Source organism: Arsukibacterium sp. (genome assembly GCF_018402695.1).
Classification (GTDB): Bacteria; Pseudomonadota; Gammaproteobacteria; order Enterobacterales; family Alteromonadaceae; genus Alishewanella.
In genome coordinates, this window is record NZ_JAGYIM010000024.1 from 152,224 (window position 1) to 171,720 (window position 19,497).

Annotated in this window: 19 protein-coding genes; 12 read left to right on the forward strand and 7 right to left on the reverse strand. The window is 50.4% G+C overall.

Translation table 11 applies throughout. The annotated features are described in order from the left end of the window. The first annotated feature begins 106 nt into the window (after nucleotides 1-106). The 6 genes from KG631_RS16585 to KG631_RS16610 all read left to right on the forward strand — a co-directional run bounded on the left by KG631_RS16585 (nucleotide 107) and on the right by KG631_RS16610 (nucleotide 4,638). Nucleotides 107-535 (forward strand): potassium channel family protein, encoded by a 429-nt coding sequence (locus KG631_RS16585; RefSeq protein WP_214000763.1) that lies wholly within the window; start codon nucleotides 107-109, stop codon nucleotides 533-535. A 109-nt stretch (nucleotides 536-644) separates the two neighbouring features. Continuing rightward, nucleotides 645-2,015 (forward strand): ribonuclease J, encoded by a 1,371-nt coding sequence (locus KG631_RS16590; RefSeq protein ID WP_214000764.1) that lies wholly within the window; start codon nucleotides 645-647, stop codon nucleotides 2,013-2,015. A gap of 136 nt (nucleotides 2,016-2,151) precedes the next feature. Then, nucleotides 2,152-2,787, forward strand: a complete 636-nt coding sequence (locus tag KG631_RS16595) for a sigma-70 region 4 domain-containing protein (protein WP_214000765.1) — start codon at nucleotides 2,152-2,154, stop codon at nucleotides 2,785-2,787. Continuing rightward, nucleotides 2,784-3,557, forward strand: a complete 774-nt coding sequence (locus KG631_RS16600) for a DUF3307 domain-containing protein (protein ID WP_214000766.1) — start codon at nucleotides 2,784-2,786, stop codon at nucleotides 3,555-3,557. Before KG631_RS16595 ends, KG631_RS16600 begins: the two co-directional genes overlap by 4 nt. 42 nt (nucleotides 3,558-3,599) lie before the next feature. Then, complete coding sequence (locus KG631_RS16605) at nucleotides 3,600-4,154, forward strand: GNAT family N-acetyltransferase (RefSeq protein WP_214000767.1); 555 nt, start codon at nucleotides 3,600-3,602, stop codon at nucleotides 4,152-4,154. Further along, the gene (locus KG631_RS16610) at nucleotides 4,141-4,638 is read left to right on the forward strand and encodes a phosphoglycerate mutase family protein (RefSeq protein ID WP_214000768.1); all 498 of its coding nucleotides are present in this window, start codon (nucleotides 4,141-4,143) and stop codon (nucleotides 4,636-4,638) included. Before KG631_RS16605 ends, KG631_RS16610 begins: the two co-directional genes overlap by 14 nt. Nucleotides 4,639-4,671: 33 nt before the next feature. On the opposite strand, the gene KG631_RS16615 is transcribed toward KG631_RS16610, so the two are convergent. The 3 genes from KG631_RS16615 to KG631_RS16625 form a co-directional block, all read right to left on the reverse strand. Next, entirely contained in the window at nucleotides 4,672-5,508 is an 837-nt protein-coding gene (locus KG631_RS16615; RefSeq protein ID WP_214000769.1) for a hypothetical protein, read from the reverse strand. Nucleotides 5,509-5,672: 164 nt separating this feature from the next. Then, entirely contained in the window at nucleotides 5,673-6,419 is a 747-nt protein-coding gene (locus KG631_RS16620; protein ID WP_214000770.1) for a class I SAM-dependent methyltransferase, read from the reverse strand. A gap of 149 nt (nucleotides 6,420-6,568) precedes the next feature. Next, nucleotides 6,569-8,272: a methyl-accepting chemotaxis protein gene (locus tag KG631_RS16625; RefSeq protein ID WP_214000771.1), complete on the reverse strand. Its 1,704-nt coding sequence runs from the start codon at nucleotides 8,270-8,272 to the stop codon at nucleotides 6,569-6,571. 200 nt (nucleotides 8,273-8,472) lie between these two features. Between KG631_RS16625 and KG631_RS16630 the strand changes: the two genes are divergently transcribed. Then, on the forward strand, nucleotides 8,473-10,254 hold the full coding sequence (locus KG631_RS16630) for an ABC transporter transmembrane domain-containing protein (protein ID WP_214000772.1): 1,782 nt from the start codon (nucleotides 8,473-8,475) through the stop codon (nucleotides 10,252-10,254). A gap of 19 nt (nucleotides 10,255-10,273) precedes the next feature. Here KG631_RS16630 and pbp4b read toward each other — a convergent pair whose 3' ends face one another. Continuing rightward, a complete protein-coding gene (gene pbp4b / locus KG631_RS16635; RefSeq protein ID WP_214000773.1) occupies nucleotides 10,274-11,908 on the reverse strand; it encodes a penicillin binding protein PBP4B in 1,635 nt (544 codons plus the stop codon). A gap of 176 nt (nucleotides 11,909-12,084) precedes the next feature. Here pbp4b and KG631_RS16640 point away from each other — a divergent pair, with 176 nt between their 5' ends. After that, entirely contained in the window at nucleotides 12,085-13,332 is a 1,248-nt protein-coding gene (locus tag KG631_RS16640) for an FIST N-terminal domain-containing protein (RefSeq protein WP_214000774.1), read from the forward strand. A 3-nt stretch (nucleotides 13,333-13,335) separates the two neighbouring features. Here KG631_RS16640 and KG631_RS16645 read toward each other — a convergent pair whose 3' ends face one another. Next, nucleotides 13,336-13,743 carry a glutathione S-transferase N-terminal domain-containing protein gene (locus KG631_RS16645; protein ID WP_214000775.1) on the reverse strand — a complete coding sequence of 136 codons (408 nt, stop codon included), beginning with the start codon at nucleotides 13,741-13,743 and terminating at the stop codon, nucleotides 13,336-13,338. 60 nt (nucleotides 13,744-13,803) lie between these two features. Here KG631_RS16645 and KG631_RS16650 point away from each other — a divergent pair, with 60 nt between their 5' ends. Both KG631_RS16650 and KG631_RS16655 read left to right on the forward strand, forming a co-directional pair. Further along, nucleotides 13,804-14,403: an ACP phosphodiesterase gene (locus KG631_RS16650; protein ID WP_214000776.1), complete on the forward strand. Its 600-nt coding sequence runs from the start codon at nucleotides 13,804-13,806 to the stop codon at nucleotides 14,401-14,403. 2 nt (nucleotides 14,404-14,405) lie between these two features. Further along, complete coding sequence (locus tag KG631_RS16655) at nucleotides 14,406-14,942, forward strand: DUF924 family protein (RefSeq protein WP_214000777.1); 537 nt, start codon at nucleotides 14,406-14,408, stop codon at nucleotides 14,940-14,942. On the opposite strand, the gene KG631_RS16660 is transcribed toward KG631_RS16655, so the two are convergent. Then, nucleotides 14,939-15,727 carry a transporter substrate-binding domain-containing protein gene (locus KG631_RS16660; protein WP_301003943.1) on the reverse strand — a complete coding sequence of 263 codons (789 nt, stop codon included), beginning with the start codon at nucleotides 15,725-15,727 and terminating at the stop codon, nucleotides 14,939-14,941. The two genes, KG631_RS16655 and KG631_RS16660, sit on opposite strands and share 4 nt — an antisense overlap. Nucleotides 15,728-15,853: 126 nt before the next feature. Beyond that, a complete protein-coding gene (locus tag KG631_RS16665; RefSeq protein WP_214000778.1) occupies nucleotides 15,854-16,831 on the reverse strand; it encodes a glutathione S-transferase family protein in 978 nt (325 codons plus the stop codon). 245 nt (nucleotides 16,832-17,076) lie between these two features. Between KG631_RS16665 and KG631_RS16670 the strand changes: the two genes are divergently transcribed. After that, on the forward strand, nucleotides 17,077-18,006 hold the full coding sequence (locus KG631_RS16670; protein WP_214000779.1) for a M14 family metallocarboxypeptidase: 930 nt from the start codon (nucleotides 17,077-17,079) through the stop codon (nucleotides 18,004-18,006). Between the two features lie 157 nt (nucleotides 18,007-18,163). Further along, nucleotides 18,164-19,495, forward strand: coding sequence for an alpha/beta hydrolase (locus KG631_RS16675; RefSeq protein WP_214000780.1), 1,332 nt, complete (start codon nucleotides 18,164-18,166; stop codon nucleotides 19,493-19,495). Nucleotides 19,496-19,497 lie beyond the last annotated feature (2 nt).

The window sequence follows — 19,497 nt, forward strand, 5'->3', positions numbered from 1 at the left end:
ATCTTAATCTTAAAATTCGATTGATGCTGGGCCGACTGATAAAAGTGGTGTATGTTGTCTGACATTATTAGGTGCGTTATCCGTTGCATTAGCTGAGGGCGGGGTCATGATGTCTGTATGGCTGTTAAATAGCTTGGTTGTGGCTATTGTGGTTATTATTCACTACGAATTTTTATACCGGCTTACCGTAAATATCCCAAAGCTTAAAATAAAACACCGCTACCGAATTGTCGTGGGGGTTTTTGGTGCACTGGTCGCCCATTCGCTGGAGATTTGGGTGTTTGCGATGGCGTATTATTTTATGCACAACGCTGAGGGCTGGGGGGAGCTCAGTGGCAATTTTGATGGCAGCATACTGGATTGCGCGTATTTCTCTTTTACTGTGTTCAGCACTGTTGGTTTTGGCGATATTGCCCCCCTGGGTGAACTACGCTTTTTAACCGGTATTGAGTCGCTAACCGGGCTGGTGCTGATTACCTGGACAGCGTCATTTTTGTTTTTTGAAATGCAGCGGGACTGGATCAACCGCAAATAGCAACGGAATACCTGTAATACCGTTTCGCCAGATATATCCCAGAGTCTGGTGTACTAAACCATTGCTCCCTGCGTACAATGCTTATCTTTTCCAGATAAAGGATGCTGTTTTGACTGTCCGTTTACCTGCAGACTTATTGCCTGGCCCGAATGATTTATGGTTTTTGCCGTTGGGCGGCTGTGGCGAAATTGGTATGAATCTTAACCTGTATGGCCATGACAGCCGTTGGTTGATGATCGACTGCGGCGTCACATTTTATAACCCACTGCAGCCGACAGCCAGCCCGATCACCGCCGAAGTGCAGGCGGCTGACCCCGCTTTTATTGCTAAGCGCAAAGAACTGCTGGCTGGTATTATCATTACTCATGCTCATGAAGATCATATTGGCGCCTTACCCTTTTTATGGCCTCGTTTTGGTTGTCCGGTGTATTGCACCCCTTTTGCCGCCGAGATTTTGCGTCGGAAAATTGCCAATAGTGGCTTATCGCCGGATATGCCAATTATTGAAGTTGTGCCCGGTGGTACCTGCAATATTGGGCCTTTTTTAATTAACTGGCTGAATATTACTCATTCCATCCCCGAACCGCAGGCACTGCTTATCAGCACGGCAGCGGGTAAGGTGTTTCATACTGCTGACTGGAAAATAGACAAAGCGCCGGTAACCGGCCGGCCTTTTAAACCCCAGGTTTTTAAGCGACTGGCCAGCCAGAATATTACTGCGATGGTTTGTGACTCGACCAACGCCTTAAAACCGGGTTTTTCCGAGTCTGAATCGGCCTGTTATCAGGGGCTATATCAGGTTATCCGTCAGCAGAAGCAGCGGGTGGTGGTTAGCGGCTTTAGCAGTAATATTGGCCGGCTGATTAGCCTGGGCCATATTGCCAGACGCACCGGCCGTTATTTAGCGTTGTTTGGCCGGGCCATGGAAAATATGGTCGGTGCGGCCCGGGCCTGTGGTTACTGGCCAGATGATATTCCGCTGATTGAGCCTTCGCATGTAGGGTATTTGCCTGCTAACGAAGTGCTGGTGGTGGCCACCGGCAGTCAGGGCGAACCCAGAGCAGCACTTAGCCGGCTGGCGCAGCAGCGTCATCCACATTTAATGCTGGAGGAAAATGATTTGGTGCTGTTCAGCTCAATTCTGATCCCCGGAAATGAAATGCTGGTCAGCCGCCTGATAGCGCAGTTAAACGTGCTGAAAGTACGCACTTTGCAAAGTGCTGACAGTAGCGAGCTTATTCATGTGTCAGGTCACCCTAATCAGGGAGAGCTCGACTTAATGTATCGCTATGTGCAGCCGGCCATTGCGGTGCCGGTGCATGGCGAAGCGGCCCATATCAGCGCTAATGCCGAAATAGCTCGGGCTGCGGGCGTGCCGCAGCAATTTACTGGCCAGAATGGTGATTTATTTGTGCTGGCACCCCAGCCACGGGTTTGGCCACAGGCGGTAACCGCTGGCCGGATTGCGGTAGAGCATTAGCATCTGCCAGAAAGGTTGCTCAGGTGTAACCCTATTCAGTTACTTTTGCCCTGTGTAACTAATTATGGTTACATATTTGACATGTAACCATATTGAGTTACTATTATGGGCCAGGGGGACACTGACTGAGACTGTTATGCCTGCTAATTATGCCGTTTTAACCGGCGATTTTGTTAAATCACGCAGTATTGCCGGTGGTCAATATGATTCGGTGCTGTATCAGCTGGAACAGCTGCTGGTTTCAAAGGCAGAGCCCCTGGGCTGCAGCTACAACTTTTACCGCGGTGATGCCTTTCAGATCCTGTTAACCCAACCTGCAGCAGCAGTAGAACTTGCCATTTATATCCGGTTAACGCTGCTAAGCCTGGGCCGGGATTGTAAGATCAGCATTGGCCTGGGTGAAGTTACCAATTTAAGGGGGGATGTTAAAAGCGCCAGCGGCCCGGCTTTTACCTTGTCGGGCATCGGCCTGGATAAATTGCCTGCCGGCCAGCGTTTAGCCATTAATAGCCAGCAACCGCTGTTGCAGCAAGTGTTAGCAGTGCCGCTGCAAATGGCCGACAGCATGCTGGGCAAACTTACCGCCCGTCAGGCGGAAGCCCTGTTATTATATTTTCTGACACCCGGCAGTTCTCATGAAAATATCGCTGTTAAACTGGGTACGTCCCGCGAGAATGTCACTAAATTACTCAATAATAATCATGCTGACTATCAACTGCTGCAGGCGTTTATACAGTACTGCAACAGTCATATTACAAGGAGTTTGGAATGAGTGACAGCAGCTTACTGCTGGGGTTAGTGCTGGTGCATATTCTGGCCGATTTCTTTTTCCAGCCCACTGCCTGGGTGCAGGCCCGGGTACAGCAGCACTGGCGTTGTGTCCAGTTGTATTATCATGGCTTAATTCACTTTGCTCTGAATTTGCTGCTGTTAACACTGTGGTACCTGCTCAGCTGGTCGGCCGTAAGCATTTTTACCCTTGTTGGCCTGGCACTGCTTATCGCTGCCAGCCACCTGCTGATTGATATCGGCAAGTCTTATTTTGACGGCCTGCGCTACTTTGTGCTGGATCAGTTGTTGCATCTGCTGATCATTTTGCTGGTATGGCTGAGCCTGGCGGATACGGGCTATAGCAACCTTACCCAGCTGGGCGGGGTCTTGCTAAAACCAGAGCATCTGCTGGTGTTGCTGGCGTACCTGCTGTTAATGAAGCCGGCCTCAGTACTGATAGCTCTGGTGCTAACAAAAATATCTGCTCCTGCCAGCAGCGCCAAGCAAGGCTCACCGGCGGCAGGCCACTTAATCGGGATTGCCGAGCGCTTACTGATCCTGACCTTGATTCTGGCCGGCCAATACTCCGGGGTCGGGCTGGTCGTAGCGGCAAAATCGGTGCTGCGCTATAACGACTTACGTGACTCACACGACCGGGCATTGACAGAATATATTCTGCTGGGCTCATTTTTGAGTTTTGGCATTACCTTACTGGTGGCAATTATCCTTCTTAGCTTAACGCCGCTAAGCATGCAGCCGGCCATGAGTTAAGTCTTAATTGCAACTAACGAAAAATAATACAGGTAACGTACTGTGCTGCATATTCCGGCAACTAACAGGTTAAATTTTTCACTACTGTCTGCACAGGATGCAGAGCTGTTATTTAAAGTCGATCAGGATGAAGAGGTCATGCGCTATCTGAATGGCGGCAAACGTACCTCTATGCAGCAAATTATTGAAATATTTCTGCCACGGATGGCACAGTACCGCAACCCTGAACGGGGCTTTGGGATCTGGCAGGTATGCCGGCTTGAAGACAACGCCTATTTAGGCTGGGTGCTGATCCGGCCTCTGGGGTTTAATACCCAGGCACCAAGCAGCGATGATCTGGAAATTGGCTGGCGGTTTATGCAAGCTTACTGGGGCCAGGGTTATGCCAGCGAGGCGGCGGCTGCAGTGGCTGCAACTGTGCTGGCGAACAATCCGGCGGTTAGTTATTTATCGGCTATTGCCATGCCGGATAACGCCGGCTCCATTGGGGTAATGCGAAAATTGGGCATGCAGTTTATTAAACGCTATTGGCACCAGGATGCATTGGGTGAAGTTGATGCGGTTTTATACAGGAAACAGATAAATGAAAATAACTAAGTTTTTACCCTGGGTTGGCACAGCAAGTTGCGCGCTGGCGTTGCAGGTAAGTGCTAATACTATTTATCTGGTACGTCATGCCGAAAAACAAGACGACGGAAAAGATCCGGCGCTGTCAGAGTGCGGTCAGGCCAGAGCGCAGGCACTGGCCGATTACTTTGCCAAGGTTCCACTGGCGGCAGTTTATGCCACGCCTTATCAGCGCACCCAGCAAACTGCGGCTGCCGTTGCCAACAGTAAGCACCTGCCGGTTAAAAACTACGACCCCGCCAAGCCTGAGCAATTACGTCAGCAATTGTTAGCTTACAGCCAGCCTGTGCTGGTTGTTGGCCATAGTAACACCGTGCCGCAACTGGTTACGCTGTTAAGCGGCATTGAGATGGCACCGTTAACAGAGCAGCAATACGGCTTGTTGTATCAGGTACAACTGGGCGAGCAGGGCAGCGTTACGCTGCGGCATCAATCTTTTGGTTGTGATAACTAAATTCCAAGCTGAGCAGGTATTTCAGTGCCAGAGTTAATTGGCCTCCAGTCCGCTTAGCCGATATGCTGCTACTGAATTGCCAGAAAAAGTGGGTACATACAGGGTGCTTGTTTGCGGGTCCCAGCCAATATCGGCGGTATTCAGTTTTTGGCTTCGGCTATCAAACAGCTCTGTTATGCTGCCGTCGGTATACACATAATAAATAAGACCCGCCCAGCAGCTGACAATAAAGTCGCCATTGCCTACCGGCTCCAGACCATCGGCACGTTCGGCGAAGCCTTTGGCAACTTGGGTTATTTCGCCATGTTTATCAGCTTTTAACAGCAAGTCGGCGCCAGCTATGTATAAATCACCATCAATACTTTTTAAACCATTCGCCGAGACAATATTCTGCAGCCAGATACTGATCTCGCCATCTGCGTATTTGTAAACATAGTTTTTCCGGGTGTCAGAAATATACACTACGCCGTTATCATCTACCGTCACATCATTCAGAAACACGGAATCCGGAGCCGGGATTTTTGCTGTAACTTTGGCGCTGCCAATATCAATAATCACCAGTTCGGTTAAATCGGCGACATAAAGTTTACCCTGATACGCTGCTAAGCCTTTTGGTGCGTTTAAGCCGCGCAGCCAGTTATGATCACGCAGGGTGCCGTCGGTATTCAGCAGTGCGATACCACCTTCGCCGTCCGCCGCATTACCGGCACCATCAATTTCTGAGACAAACAGGTAATTATCATCCTGCTGCTGATGCACCAGCACTGATTCCGGCACCCTGAACCCGTCGGTTTGCCATAGCCGTTCCAGCTTAGGGGCGGCGCTCAGGGGCAGGGAGATACTAAATAACAGGGCCAGATATTTGTTCATTGCTGCTAACTCCGCTGGGTTTTTCTTGAAAATGTTATCAACAGTCAGCATAACGTGCTGACAAGCAGATTGCGAATAACCGCCTGCACCGGCTAAGGCAACAAAATGATATTTCCATATTTGAAATTGCTGGCGCTGGTTTTTATAGCAACATAGCCGGTAACTCAGCGCTTGATACAAGCAAACAGCGCATTGCCTGCTACGGTGTCCCATGGTGTTATTCTGTCGTAATCGTGCGCCAGAATGTGCACGTCAAAGTATGGGCAAAGTAGAGCTTGTAACTCTGCAAAGCTGATAGCAACCATAATATGTTGATCCTGCCAGAGCTGGGTACCTTCAAAGCTGGTTCTGGCAATCCTTAACTTTAATGCCTGTTGCTCGCCACTGCCGCTATAGTGCCAGCCTGATTCAAATACAAACTGGCTATTGTCGAACCGGGTACTGTGGCGCACGGCCGACAGGTTACAGATTGTGTCCTTATCCACCGCATTAAATACAAACAGCCCGCCCGGTGCCAGCGCCTGATATACACTGGCAAGGCATTGTTTTAACGCATTAATACTGGCACTGTAATGAATTGAGTATAAAAAACAGGTAATCAAATCAACTGAGTTGTCTAACGTAAACTGACACATGTCTTGCAATATAAAGCGGGCGTCAGGACAACGCGCCCGAGCCAGTTCAAGCATTGGTTGATTCAAATCCAAGCCGCTGCATTGGTAGCCAAAGTCGATAAAATGCCGGATATGTGGCCCGGTGCCACAAGCTAAATCAAGATGATGGTTATTGCCGTTGCCAAGCATTTTGTTCAGGCGGTGTACACTGCTACTTTGCGCCAGATAGTTGATATCACAGCACATTAGATCATAGTAGCCTGATAAATCAGTGTACAGAGCATTAGTCGATAGCATAGCGGCATACTACTGGCGCGGAATTTTGGTGGCGCATGATATAGCAATTCAGCGGATTTGCGTAGCGTGATTACACTGCCAGTGCGCAATAGTCGCAAAAAAACGCAGCATTGTCCTCCCCGCCAGTCTGATGTGTTATCAGCCAGCGGCTACAATGTAAAACTACTGAGCGACTTTTTCATATCGCTGGCCATCTGCCGCAGTTGCTGGCTGGAGACAGATAACTCAGCCGATTTTTCAGTAGTACTTTGCACCGCGTCCGCTATATTTTCCATATTTTGGTTAATAGTGCCGGCAACAGCGGCTAGCTCTTCAGTGGCACTGGCCAGCTGATCATTAACATCGGTAATGCTTGATACCGCAGTATTTATACGCTGCAGAGCGGCACTGGCTTGCTGTGAGCAGGCAATGGTTTGCTCAGTTTCTGTTTTACTTTGCGCCATAGATTCCACTGCATTGGCTGAGTCCTGCTGAATACCCTGAATACGCTGGTTAATATCCTGGGTGGATTCCTGAGAACGACTGGCCAGGGTACGGACTTCGTCGGCAACCACAGCAAAACCCCGGCCCATTTCACCGGCCCTGGCGGCTTCAATGGCAGCATTTAGTGCCAGCAAATTAGTTTGTTCGGCAATTGCGCCAATAACATCGGTAACTGCGCCGACTTCTTCGCCGCGTTTTGATAACTGGGCAATCACCTCAGATACCTGTTCCAGTTTTATTTTCAGGTCATCGATGGCGCTAATGGTTTGCTCTACTGCGGTTACGCCATTTTGTGCCTCTTGATCTGCATCTCTGGCTGCTTTGGCGGCGGTAGTCGCGCTGCGTGCCATATCATCGCAGGTGGTAGCCATTTGATGTACCGCAGTGGCTACCTGAGCGGTCTGGTCCATCACGCTTTGCAGGATATGCTGCGTTTGCTGGCTGGTTTCGTCTAATGTTTGCGATTGCGCTGCCAATTGCTCTGCCATTGCCGACTGTTGGCCAATAATCCGGCGCAACTGACTGATCAAGCCACTGAGTGCGGCCAGCAAGCTGTCGTTATCTCCCGGGCGCAGCGCAAGGTTCACCGAGAAATCTCCGGCCGCTACCTGTTGCACCAGCTGTTTGGTACTGGCAACTTCGCCCCCCAGCGCCCGCAGCAACCAGCGCCGGATATACAATGAGATACCCACAGTCAGCGCAATAACAATAAACACCAGTAGTCCGACCTGCGCCGCTATGGCCCAGAAGGCGGCCTTTACGTCATCGATATAAATACCCGAGCCCAGCACCCAGCCCCAGCTGTCGTCCTTTGCCACATAGGACAGCTTGGTATAGCGCTCTTCGGTCACCCCGCCGCCCGGCAACGGTTTAGTCCATTGATATTCGACAAAGCCATCGCCGTAACGGCCAATCACATCAACGAAGCTGACAAATAAATTGGCGTTATCCAGCGGCTGTTGTTCACTGCCATCGCGGTTGCGCATTAAAGTGGCGTAGTTAAAATTAGGCCGGTCCAGCACAGTACCATCCAGGCTTGGCACAGTAGGGTGCATTATCATGGTTGGAATGGGCCGGCCGGTATCATTGATCCAGATATACTCAGTGCCGTCATAGCGGATAGCCCTGATAGCGGCCATGGCCTGTTGCTGTGCCTGCTCGGTGCTGATAGCTCCGCTTTGCTCCAGCGCCTGGTAATGTTTTATCAGGCTCATACCACTGTCGATTACCGCGACCACCCGGTCTTCCCGGCCCTCAATCAGACTATTATTAAGCGCATTCAGCGCCACGGCTGCCAGCACCAGAAAACCGACTAAGGCCAGTAAAGGCATGCTGAGTAAACGTCCACCTACTGAGTTCCAGAACCCCATATCATACCTCTGCGACAATTTTATTATTGGTTTTGTAGTTAATTCATCTGCTTAACGCTGGTATTCAAATTTGAGCATAGCAAGTTTGGTTAAAGTTGCCAGCAAGCGGAGAAACTTTCGCTGGCTGATTACAGAGCCTGTTATGATAGCTCTCAAATCGAATAACCCCTGATAACGGGGGCCAAACAGGCTGAGGTAATATGAATTTCTTTTCCGGCCAGCGAGCGGAACCCAGGCACGCTATTTTGCCATGGCTTGCCAGCTTTTTAACACCGTACCGTTGGCAGGTGGCGGCAGCGATGTTGTTTTTATTAATCGGTGCGCTGGCCTGGCTGGCACTGGGGCAGGGTGTAAAGCTGTTGGTTGACGAAGGCTTTGTTAGCGGTAATGCCAGCCGGTTGAATTCGATTGTTCTGCTGATTTTGCTGATTACCGGTGTCAGTGCCATTGCAGTGTTTAGCCGGTTTTATCTGATGACCTGGCTGGGGGAGCGGGTCAGTGCCGACATACGTAATCATGTTTACCGGCATATGTTGTTGTTATCACCGGCTTTTTACAGCGAAACCCGTACCGGCGAGGTGATTTCCCGCTTTACCGCTGACACTACGGTGCTGCAAACGGTGATTGGGTCCAGCTTTTCAATGGCGTTGCGCTCCTTGGTTACCGCAATCGGTGGTTTGCTGATGATGGCGTTTACCAGTTTGAAAATGACGGCATTGGTGTCTATTGCCGTGCCGCTGGTGTTGGTACCTATTTTTGTATTGGGGCTCAGAGTAAGGCAAATGGCACGGGCCAGTCAGGACCGGCTGGCTGACATTGGTGCCCATGTCGATGAGAGCCTGCATGAAATTCACACCGTGCAGGCTTATGGCCATGAAGCTCTCGATCAGCAGCTATTTGCCGGCAAAATTGAGCAGGTTATGGCTGCAGCCAGGCAACGAATCTTTTACCGGGCGCTGCTGATTGGTCTGGTGATGCTGCTGAGTATCAGCGCAGTGACTCTGGTAGGTTGGGCGGGGGCGCTTGATGTACTGGCCGGTCGGATAAGTGCGGGCGAGCTGACCGCTTTTTTATTTTATGCGGTTGTGGTAGCCGGAGCGGTTGCGACTATCAGTGAAGTTATTGGTGAAATTCAGCGGGCTGCGGGGGCAACTGAACGGTTAATTGAGCTTGCTGAGATGCCACTGGAAATAACAGCCCCGGTTACACCCGCGCAATTAACTGAGCCGGTGGCCGGTAGTTTGCTATTTGATGAGGTAAGTTTTTACTACCCGCAACAACCAGACAAAGCCGTATTACAACAGCTGAACCTGCGTATCAACGCGGGTGAGCGGGTGGCGTTGGTCGGGCCCAGCGGGGCAGGTAAAACGACCTTATTTCAGTTATTACAGCGTTTTTACACTTTACCCATGGGCAGAATTTTGCTCGATGGCATTGATATCAGTACCCTTGATCCTGCAACGCTTAGGGCGCAGTTCGCACTGGTGCCACAAGCGGCAGTCATTTTTGCCAGCAGTGTCCTGGAAAATGTTCGGTACGGCCGGCCTGATGCCAGCGAGCAAGAGGTGATTGCGGCTTGTAAAGCGGCTGAGGCTGATGAATTTATCCGGCAACTGGCAGAAGGGTATCAGAGCCAATTGGGTGAGCGGGGAGTGCGGTTATCCGGTGGCCAGAAGCAACGTATTGCCATCGCTCGCGCTATTCTGGCTGACAGGCCAGTATTACTGCTGGATGAAGCTACCAGTGCCTTAGATGCTGCCAGTGAGCATTACGTGAAACAAGCGCTGGACCAGCTGATGCAGGGTAAAACTACGTTAATTATTGCTCACCGGCTTAGCACTGTGTTACATGCCGACCGTATCCTGGTGCTGGATAAAGGTCAGCTGATTGCCGCCGGTAAACATAGTGAGTTGATGCAAAGCTGCCCGCTCTATCAGCAGTTGGCGGCACTACAGTTTATAAAGGCTGACAGCACTGACTAACTATTATTCTGGCTAACTATTATTGCAGCACTGCCTCGTATATCAGCGTCATAATGGTGCCATAGCGGCCGGTTTCAAAACTATCGCCAGCAAATTCATAGCTTGTGCCACTGTCGGTAATGGGGCTATGTTTTTTGTTGGTCAATAGCACCACCATTAAATTATGTGCCGGGTCAATCAGGGTGGCAGTGCCGGTCCAGCCAGTGTGGCCGTAGGCATAGTCGCTGGCATAGGCGCCAAAGTGCCAGTTCAGGTCGCCGCCGGCAGCGGTGCGCCAGCCCAGACCAAACCGGTGATCATAGCCTGATGGTCGGGTAAACTGCTGCACGACGGCCGGGCTGAAAAATCGTTGCCAGCCATAGCCACCCTGCTGCGCTGCTACACTCATTAACACCGCCAGATCGCGGGCAGTGGCGAACAATCCGGCGTGACCGGCCACGCCCTGCAAGGCATGAAAGGCTTTTTCATCATGCACCTGCCCGCGCAACACGCCCTGCCGGTTAGCAGGGAAAGTGACCCGGCCGCCGCGGCTATTGCCATCAAGCTCTGTGGCGGCAACCCTGGCCAGCGCCACGCCTTTTTGCAATGGGTTAAACATCACGTTGTTTAACCCCAGCGGCCGGTAGAATTGCTGCTCCAGGTAATGGTCCAACGGCATGGCGGTTAATCTTTCAATCAACAGCCCCAGCAGCATAAAGTTGACATCGCTGTAGCGTGCTGTTTTAGCGCGGTCGCTGCTAAAGGGCACCTGCCCCAGCAGCAATTGTTCGGTGTAAGCCTTATTAAGCGAATAAAAAAGTGGGCCATTGCGGTTGTCGGGCCGGTGAAAATGCACTTCAGGCGCATAACCACTGGTGTGATACAGCAAATCGCTGACCAGGCGCTGTTCGCGACCCTCACCCAGATATTCCGGCAGATAGTCAGTCAGTGGCCGGTTGAGATCAAGCATGCCATTACTGACCAGCTGCATTACAGCATAGGTTGTGGCATACATTTTGGTATTGGAAGCAATATCAAATAAAGTGGTGGTATTCATCGGCTCTGGTACAGCTAAGGCACTGCCATCTGTCTGATACCGCAAGGCATATCCGTAGGCGGTCTCTTTGATAATCCGGCCATCTTTAACGATCAGCAACACCGCGCCGGGAAAACCGGCGGCAACCTCTTTGGCAATTAACTGGTCGATTTTCCTGAATTGCCTTGAGTTTACCGTTGGCGCAACCGGTTGCTGGGAAAGCTCGGGGTAAGGGACTGCAATGGTTAGCTTAGCGGTCGCAGGTTGTACTGTAACAAGTTGCAAGTGGTTGCCGCCATTGCGGGTAAAGGCAGAAATATCAATTTTAAAAGGCTGACCGTGCTCCGGGCGCGTCAGATGTAACCGCTGGCCATTAACCGCAATGGTTGCTGTTGCAGCCTGCTGCATATCCACCAGCAGCAACCCTTGTCCCTGCCAACTGTTAAACAGACGCCGGTTATTAACACCCGGCCGGCTGCTGCGTTGCTCTGGCCACTGCACAACATGCTGGCCGGCTTGTTCTGCCAGTGCCAGTTGCTCAGCGCCGGTCAGAGGTTGCGATACCGGATGGTTTAGCCCTTTAGGTGCCGCCGCACAGCCGGTCAGTGCCAGCAGCATAAGCAAGATAATTAACCGCATCTGATTACCTTCCAGCCCATTAGCCAGTTAACTGTTATCTATTCAGAATAGATTCACTATATCAAGTTAGCCTTAAAACCCGAAATCTTGTTATTTAACTCATTTCAGTAATGGTTAATAAGGTGTAATATTCGTTACAGGAAAGGGGTGTGTATTTACCAGCCGTATGAGGGATTATGAAAGTTGGATTAGGATACAGTAACTGTGAAGATGCATTTATCGCCGGTAAGCAGGCGGCGCAGAGTGCATTAACTCAGGCGGCGTTTTCAGACGCCGATTTGGTGCTGGCTTTTTGCAGCGGCACTCTGGATCATCAGGTATTCTACCGTGGCTTGCGCGCTGTGCTGGGGCAGGATGTTAATATTTTCGGTGGCTCTGCTATTGGCGTGATTACCAATCTGCATTTGTCCTATCACGGCTATCCTGCCGCGGTTGCGGTGCTGAAATTTGCAGATAATTACTGCCAGATGGCGGTAGCTACTGGTTTGTTTAACAGCCCGTTTAATGCCGGCGAGCAGTTAGCGGAGGCACTGCCAGCGATGCCTGATGCCAGTGTATTATTGCTGCTTTACGACTCCATCAAGTTCTCCGGCTCAGAAAATGTTGCACCGGTGATGAATCCGTCAGCTCCATTGTTAAGGGGGTTGGAGCTTAACCTGGCAGCACCACTGCCAATTGCCGGGGCCGGGCTGCTTGGCGATCAGGGTTTTGGGCATACCCAGCAATTCTGTGGCAAAAGTATTACTCAGCAAAGTGCCAGTGCCCTGGTGTTTGGTGGTAATTTAAGCTCATATATTGGGGTGATGCACGGATGCCAGCCACTTAGCAGTCAGCGCTACACCATTACCGGTATTTTTGGCCAGTTTTTATATACGCTCGATGGTAAACCTGCGGTTGAGGTTATTGACCAGGCATTTGGCAGCAGCAACTGGCGCAGTCGTTCGCCGGTCAGCCAGCTATGTCTGGGTATCCCGGCGGATGATGCAGATTTAAGTAATGGCAACGAGTTCAGTAACAGGCTGATTAGCGGTATCCTGCCCAACGCTGAAGGTATTATTTTATTTGAACCCGATATGCATGAAGGGATGCAAGTTCAGTTAATGCGCCGCAGTCCTGCGTTAAGCCGGGTGTCTGCCAGAACCAGCACTGAGACGTTACTACAGCAAATTAAACAGGATGGCAGGCAGCCGTTGTTTGCACTGTATATGGATTGTGCTGGCCGTATAGCCCGGTTTGAGCCAGATTCAGCAGATGAAGCAGAGCAGACAGCAGTGGGCCAGGAAGATGCCAGGGAAGTACAAAGCCTGCTCAATGAAGCCAGAATTCCGCTACTGGGGTTTTACTGTGGTGTCGAGATTGCGCCCCAGGCTGGCAAGAGCCGGGGCTTAGATTGGAGTGGCGTGCTGGTTATTTTAGCCAGATAACACTTATTGGATGGCTGAACCTTCAGCAAATTGCTGTCGCAGGTAACGGATAATATCGTCTGACTCATACAGCCACTGGCTAGTTTGATTAGGTGAACTGGTAATTCGTAAGCAGGGCACTTTTATTTTGCCACCTGCGCTGGCCAGTTCGCTGCGATGCTGCTGATTATGCTGGGCATTGCGTTTCTCTATTTTCAGGCCCAGCCTGGCAATTTCTTTGCGTACTTTTATGCAAAATGGGCAGGCGGGAAACTGATACAGTGCCAGTTGCTGGCAGGCGGCATCAACCGCTGCTTGTTGCTCTTCGCTGCGTCTTATCGCTTTTGGGGTAGTTAACCATTCAGTCAGCAGCATAAATGGGGTTAAAATAAGCCGAACGAGTCGAAAAAATAAACGAATAATCAAACGCATGTTGCACTCTGTCTGCTAGTTAAAAAAACGGCGGGAGTATAACAAATAACAGGAGTAAGCGTGAACTATCTGGCGCATGCTGCCTTAGCCCAACCTAATCAGTACTCGCTGGTGGGTAATTTGCTGGGGGACTTTTGCAAAGGCGTTAACGTTGCCGGCTTGCATCCGCAAGTGCGGGCAGGGCTGGACAATCATCGTGCGACCGACCGTTTCACCGATAGTCATCCACTGGTTAAGGCCGCCAAAGCTGAATTTTCGCCAATGCGCCGACGGTTTGCTGCGGTGGCGCTGGATGTGTTGTTTGATCACTTTCTAATCCGGCACTGGCAGCAGTTTTACCCTGAGCCTTTTCAGGAATACAAAGCCGGTTTGTATTTTCAGCTGAATATTGCCATGCCGCTAATGCCGGCGCCCATGCGCGACACTATGCAGCGGGTATGCCGCCATGACTGGTTTGCCAGCTATCAGCAGCTGCCGGCGCTTGGACAGGCGCTGGATCATATTGCCCGGCGGATCCGGTTTGCTAATCAGTTCAGCGGTATTATTACCGAAATCATTCCACGCTATACTGCATTGGAGCAAAATTTTTTACAGTTCTATCCAGAGTTGCAGCGGCATTTGCTGCAGTTAAGGCTAGAACGCGCAGATATACAGGAGTAATTATGCCGCAACAGATTTTAGATTTTTGGTTTGCCGAAATAAAACCCAGTCAATGGTGGGCCAAAGACGCGGATTTTGATCAGTTCATTGCCAGCCGTTTTGGTGATGTGTTGCAGCAAGCAAAGCAGGGCGAGTTGTATCGCTGGCGCAGTGATGCGCAAGGCCGGCTGGCGGAGATAATTGTACTGGACCAGTTTTCCCGCAATGTGTATCGCGACACGGCTGCGGCTTTTGCGCAAGACCCAATGGCACTGGCATTAGCTCAGGAGGCCGTCGCCGGCGGCGCGCTGTCACAGTTAAACCCGGATGAACGTAGTTTTTTATTGCTACCTTATATGCACAGTGAATCGGCAACGATTCATCTGCTGGCCGAACAACTGTATAAAGAGCAGGCCCCGGAAACAAACTACCAGTTTGAACTAAAGCACAAGGCAATAATCGACCGATTTGGTCGCTATCCACACCGCAACGCTATTCTGGGCAGGCAGTCGACGGCAGAAGAGCTTGAGTTTTTAAAGCAACCAGGTTCAGGATTTTAATTTTTTGGCGCGACGGTTTCAGTTTTGTCTGCTACCGAATTAATTGTTTTGTCATTATATTTTTTAATTGCCAGATTTAATCTCTGCATAAAATCGGGATGGCCTTTAAGATAAGTTTTACTGATATAAATGCCGTAAGGTAATTGAATATGTTTATGAATCTTGTAATGTGCTTCATCGCGCTGATATTTATTGATTAACGTGGTGGCGGTTAACGCAGGTAACATAATGGCGTCTACCCGGCCATGGTCCAGCAGATTAAATAAACCTCTGATATTGCTGGTACCGGGTGTTATCTGATATTGCTGCAGGGCCAACCAGCGGTAGATATTGCTGTTCATCTGGGCTGAGACAACAGCAGCATCTTTAAATTGCTGGCTGTCTGGCCGAATATCGTGCCGCTTTGCTAGCCAAACCCAGGCCCAGTCGGCAAAAAACAGGGGCTCAGAGTATTCAGCCAACGCACTGCGCTCAGGGCTTTCGGTAGCCAGCAACATGGCATCCAGCTGCTTATTCTCCATATCAATTAACGAGCGACCAAAATGCGGCACGGCTTCAGCATGGTATTGAACGCCCAGCTCAGCCATTATGTCGGCGAACGCCCGATACCCCTCACCAGTAATTTCTTTATCCTGAACATAGGTATAAGGTGGATAATCGGGTACGGCTACCCGTAATGTTTCAGCCTGACTGCTGTAAGCGCTTAGCAGGAGGGGGAGCAGAACAGCGGCTAGCCAGGCTGGCCACTTTCTGTTTCGGCTGGCTAACATAACCCTGTTTTGCATACCTGCACCCCTCCATGTGATTACAAATTTTAACACGTATTGCAAGTATAGCGTTAAACTGGCCAGGGGGATGGCTACACGCCACAATTCCCACTGATGTCTATATTTAGTCAGCCATAAACTGGCTTAAACACCGGCGCGTTGATGTGGCCGGTTATAATCTATTTCCGGCCCGGCCGGCACGACCTGGCTTGGGTTAATCATGGTGTGACTGTAATAGTAATGGCGCTTGATATGATAAAAATTGACCGTATCTGCCACACCAGGCCATTGATAAAGCTCGCGGGTATAGCCAGCCAGGTTCGGGTAGTCTTCCAGTCGTTGTTTATTACACTTAAAATGACCATGGTATACGGCATCAAAGCGGATGAGGGTAGTAAACAAGCGCCAATCGGCCTCAGTTATCTGTGTTCCGGTCAGGTATCTGCTACTGGCAAGTATCGCTTCTACTTTATCTAAGGCTGCAAACAACTTGTTGTAGGCTTTTTCATAAGCCTGCTGGCTGGTAGCGAAGCCGCATAAATACACACCATTATTGATGTTGTTGTAAACCAACTCGTTAATCTCAGTAATTTTCTGCTGTTTATCAGCCGGGTAATAATCGTCTGTGTTGCCGGTAAGGTGGTTAAAAGCCGTATTAAGCATGCGGATAATATCGGCCGACTCGTTACTAACGATGCAGTTTTGCTGCTTGTCCCACAGCACCGGCACTGTCACTCTGCCAGAGTAATCGCTTTGGTTTCGGGTATATAGCTGGTGCGCAAAGTCATAGTTAAATAAGCTGTCGCCAGTGCTGTGGTTGGCCTTATCAAATTCCCAGCCATGCTCCAGCATATCGGGGCTGACAACCGAGACGCTAATATACTGGGTCAGGTCTTTTAACTGCAGAAAAATAAGGGTGCGATGGGCCCAGGGGCAGGCCAGCGAAACATATAAATGGTAGCGACCCTTTTCGGCTTTAAAGCCTGCTTCACCGGTTGGCCCGGCACTGCCATCGCTGGTTACCCAGTTTCGCAACTGAGCATTTTCCCGTTTAAACTCGCCATCGTTACTGTCGGTGTCGTACCATTTATCCTGCCAGTTACCATTAACCAGTAAACCCATGTCAGACTCCTTAATGTGTGATCAGATTGAACAACCGGCCTGTTGCAGCCAGGGAAGATATCCTGTAACTGTAGCCAAATCGAACCGTTGGCGATATTGGATAATAGCGGCAGGTTTGTTCGACAAAATAGAAGATACCCTTGTTCGCTGCCGCTAAGCGCAGTAACACTGCAGGGCAACGAATCCAAATTGCCTGTGCTGTGAAAAGGCGATAGCGTAAATAAAAAAGCAATGGAGAAAGGACAATGACGGCAAATCCGGATTACGATATCGGGGTCGCAGGACAGAAATGGGGCGATGCAGAAAAAACACAATGGTTGGGTCGCCAGCGCATTCAACGTAGTTATCAGCAGCAGGTACTGGCTAAGCTGGAACAGGTTACCGCTCAGTTTACCCGCCAGCAATACGGCGAGCTGGATTATCGCCAGTACGGCGCAGACCGTTACCCGTTGTACGCATTCAGTAATGATTTAGCCGCTGACAAAGTGACCGTATTAGTGACTGGTGGCGTGCACGGCTATGAAACCAGTGGTGTCCAGGGCGCTATTCGTTTTTTGCAAACCGAAGCGGCGAATTACAGCGATCACTTTAATCTTGTCGTGTTGCCCTGTATCAGCCCCTGGGGTTATGAAACGATTAACCGCTGGAATCCGCTGGCGCTGGATCCTAATCGTAATTTTACCGCAGACAGCCCGGTGGCGGAATCGGCGGCAGTAGTTCGCTTTCTGCAGCAGCTAAGCTTACCGGTACTGGCCCATATTGATTTACATGAGACTACTGATTCAGACAATAGCGAGTTCCGGCCGGCAAAAGCAGCGCGCGATGGCGAGATTAATACCAATTGGGATATCCCCGACGGCTTTTATGTAGTAGGCGATAGCGCAAAACCAGCTGCTGATTTTCAACAGGCGATTAATCAGGCAGTGGGTAACGTGACCCAGATAGCACCGGCAGATAGCAATGGCTGCTTAATTGGCGAGCCGATCAGCCAGCCCGGGGTGGTAAACTACCCGAAAAAAGCCCTGGGTTTGTGTGGCGGCATTACCGATGCGCCTTATGTCACCACTACCGAAGTGTATCCCGATAGCCCGAATGCCAGCCCGGAGCAATGTATTCTGGCTCAGGTTACGGCGATAACGGCGGCGCTGGATTATTTAAAAGCGCAGGGCTATTAATCTTGCTGCATCAGCGCATCCTTAATAAAGCTTGCTATACTCTTTTGGTTTTAGGTAATTTGGCTTGTTCGACTTAAGCTTTTTTTAATTTTTTAACCAAGATCTGCATCTGTTGCGGGTGATGTCTGGTTTTCCGGTTTGCAACAAGGAAGACAACATGGACAACCCGGTCATTATTCTGCATGGCTGGAGCGACAGCAGTCGCTCTTTTGCCGCTATCAGTAAATTTATTAAGCAGTTACCGAATAAAAAAACCGTGCATTTACATCTGGGCGACTGGCTGTCAATGCACGATGATGTGACCTATACCGATTTAGCCATGGCCATGCAGCGCGCCTGGCATGAAATGGGCTTACCCACCGACGATCGCAGCATTGATTTAGTAGTGCACAGCACGGGTGCGCTGGTGGCCAGGCAATGGCTGACCCAGTTTTACAGCGCCAGCCATAATCCGGTAAAACGCTTTGTGATGATGGCACCGGCTAATTTTGGCTCGCATTTGGCCCATAAGGGCCGCAGTTTTTTTGGCCGGGCTGTTAAAGGCTGGGGCCAGCCAGGTTTTCAGACGGGTACCCAAATTTTAAAAGGGCTGGAGTTAGCCTCACCCTATAGTCAGCAACTGGCTTTTAAAGATCTATTCGGTAATGAAAGCTGGTACGGCGCCGGTAAAATTCTGGCCACGGTAATGACCGGCAATACCGGTTATTCCGGGGTCAGTGCCATTGCCAATGAAGCTGGCTCTGACGGCACGGTACGGATCAGCGGCGCTAACCTTAATTGCCGCCGGATAGAGCTGGCGCTGGACGAGCAACAATGCATATTACCGGGCAGTTTGCACTACAGCCAGAGTAAAGGCGAGATTGCGCTGGCCATTCTGGATAACGAAAACCACAGCACCCTGGTATTTAAAGACAAAGGCCCAAAAAACCCGCTTACCCAAACTATCCTGGCCAAAGCGTTGCAGGTAGAAGATAGCGATTATCAGCCGTTGGCCGACAGCTTCAACTGGCAGCAACAAATTAATGCGCTTGACCCGGACGTTGCTGAGCGCAGCCCGCAGCGCAGTCAGGTGGTCTGCCAGTTAACCGATCATCTTGCCAATAATGTGCAGGACTATTTTGTCGAGTTTTATCGTACCGGTAAAAAAGACGAAAAATTTGAGCAGCGGTTGTATCAGCAGTTTTTATGCGGGGTGCATGCCTACAGTGATAATGCGGCTTATCGCACCTTGTATTTTAATCTGGCCAGTCTGGCTGAGCTTCGCCAGCGCTATCAGCTGGACCAGTTGTATATCAGTTTTAATGCCGAGCCCCATTATAAACCACCACGCCAGCCGGTCGGTTATGCCAGCGTTGCCGCCACCGACACCGCCGGCTTAAAGCTGGAGCCAGACAACATTGACTGGGTATTTATGCCGCACCAGACAGTACTGCTGCAGGTAGTGATGCAGCGCAGTATTGATGCCAGTGTGTTTAAACTGCGCCGCTAACC

Excerpts from the sequence above, each read along its gene's own strand:
- KG631_RS16610 (WP_214000768.1), top strand. The coding sequence starts at position 4,141 with ATGAAAATAACTAAGTTTTTACCCTGGGTTGGCACAGCAAGTTGCGCG.
- KG631_RS16595 (WP_214000765.1), top strand. The coding sequence starts at position 2,152 with ATGCCTGCTAATTATGCCGTTTTAACCGGCGATTTTGTTAAATCACGC.
- KG631_RS16600 (WP_214000766.1), top strand. The coding sequence starts at position 2,784 with ATGAGTGACAGCAGCTTACTGCTGGGGTTAGTGCTGGTGCATATTCTG.
- KG631_RS16675 (WP_214000780.1), top strand. The coding sequence starts at position 18,164 with ATGGACAACCCGGTCATTATTCTGCATGGCTGGAGCGACAGCAGTCGC.
- KG631_RS16660 (WP_301003943.1), bottom strand. The coding sequence starts at position 15,727 with ATGCAAAACAGGGTTATGTTAGCCAGCCGAAACAGAAAGTGGCCAGCC.
- KG631_RS16655 (WP_214000777.1), top strand. The coding sequence starts at position 14,406 with ATGCCGCAACAGATTTTAGATTTTTGGTTTGCCGAAATAAAACCCAGT.
- KG631_RS16640 (WP_214000774.1), top strand. The coding sequence starts at position 12,085 with ATGAAAGTTGGATTAGGATACAGTAACTGTGAAGATGCATTTATCGCC.
- KG631_RS16670 (WP_214000779.1), top strand. The coding sequence starts at position 17,077 with ATGACGGCAAATCCGGATTACGATATCGGGGTCGCAGGACAGAAATGG.
- KG631_RS16585 (WP_214000763.1), top strand. The coding sequence starts at position 107 with ATGATGTCTGTATGGCTGTTAAATAGCTTGGTTGTGGCTATTGTGGTT.
- KG631_RS16625 (WP_214000771.1), bottom strand. The coding sequence starts at position 8,272 with ATGGGGTTCTGGAACTCAGTAGGTGGACGTTTACTCAGCATGCCTTTA.
- KG631_RS16615 (WP_214000769.1), bottom strand. The coding sequence starts at position 5,508 with ATGAACAAATATCTGGCCCTGTTATTTAGTATCTCCCTGCCCCTGAGC.
- pbp4b (WP_214000773.1), bottom strand. The coding sequence starts at position 11,908 with ATGCGGTTAATTATCTTGCTTATGCTGCTGGCACTGACCGGCTGTGCG.
- KG631_RS16630 (WP_214000772.1), top strand. The coding sequence starts at position 8,473 with ATGAATTTCTTTTCCGGCCAGCGAGCGGAACCCAGGCACGCTATTTTG.
- KG631_RS16665 (WP_214000778.1), bottom strand. The coding sequence starts at position 16,831 with ATGGGTTTACTGGTTAATGGTAACTGGCAGGATAAATGGTACGACACC.
- KG631_RS16645 (WP_214000775.1), bottom strand. The coding sequence starts at position 13,743 with ATGCGTTTGATTATTCGTTTATTTTTTCGACTCGTTCGGCTTATTTTA.
- KG631_RS16620 (WP_214000770.1), bottom strand. The coding sequence starts at position 6,419 with ATGCTATCGACTAATGCTCTGTACACTGATTTATCAGGCTACTATGAT.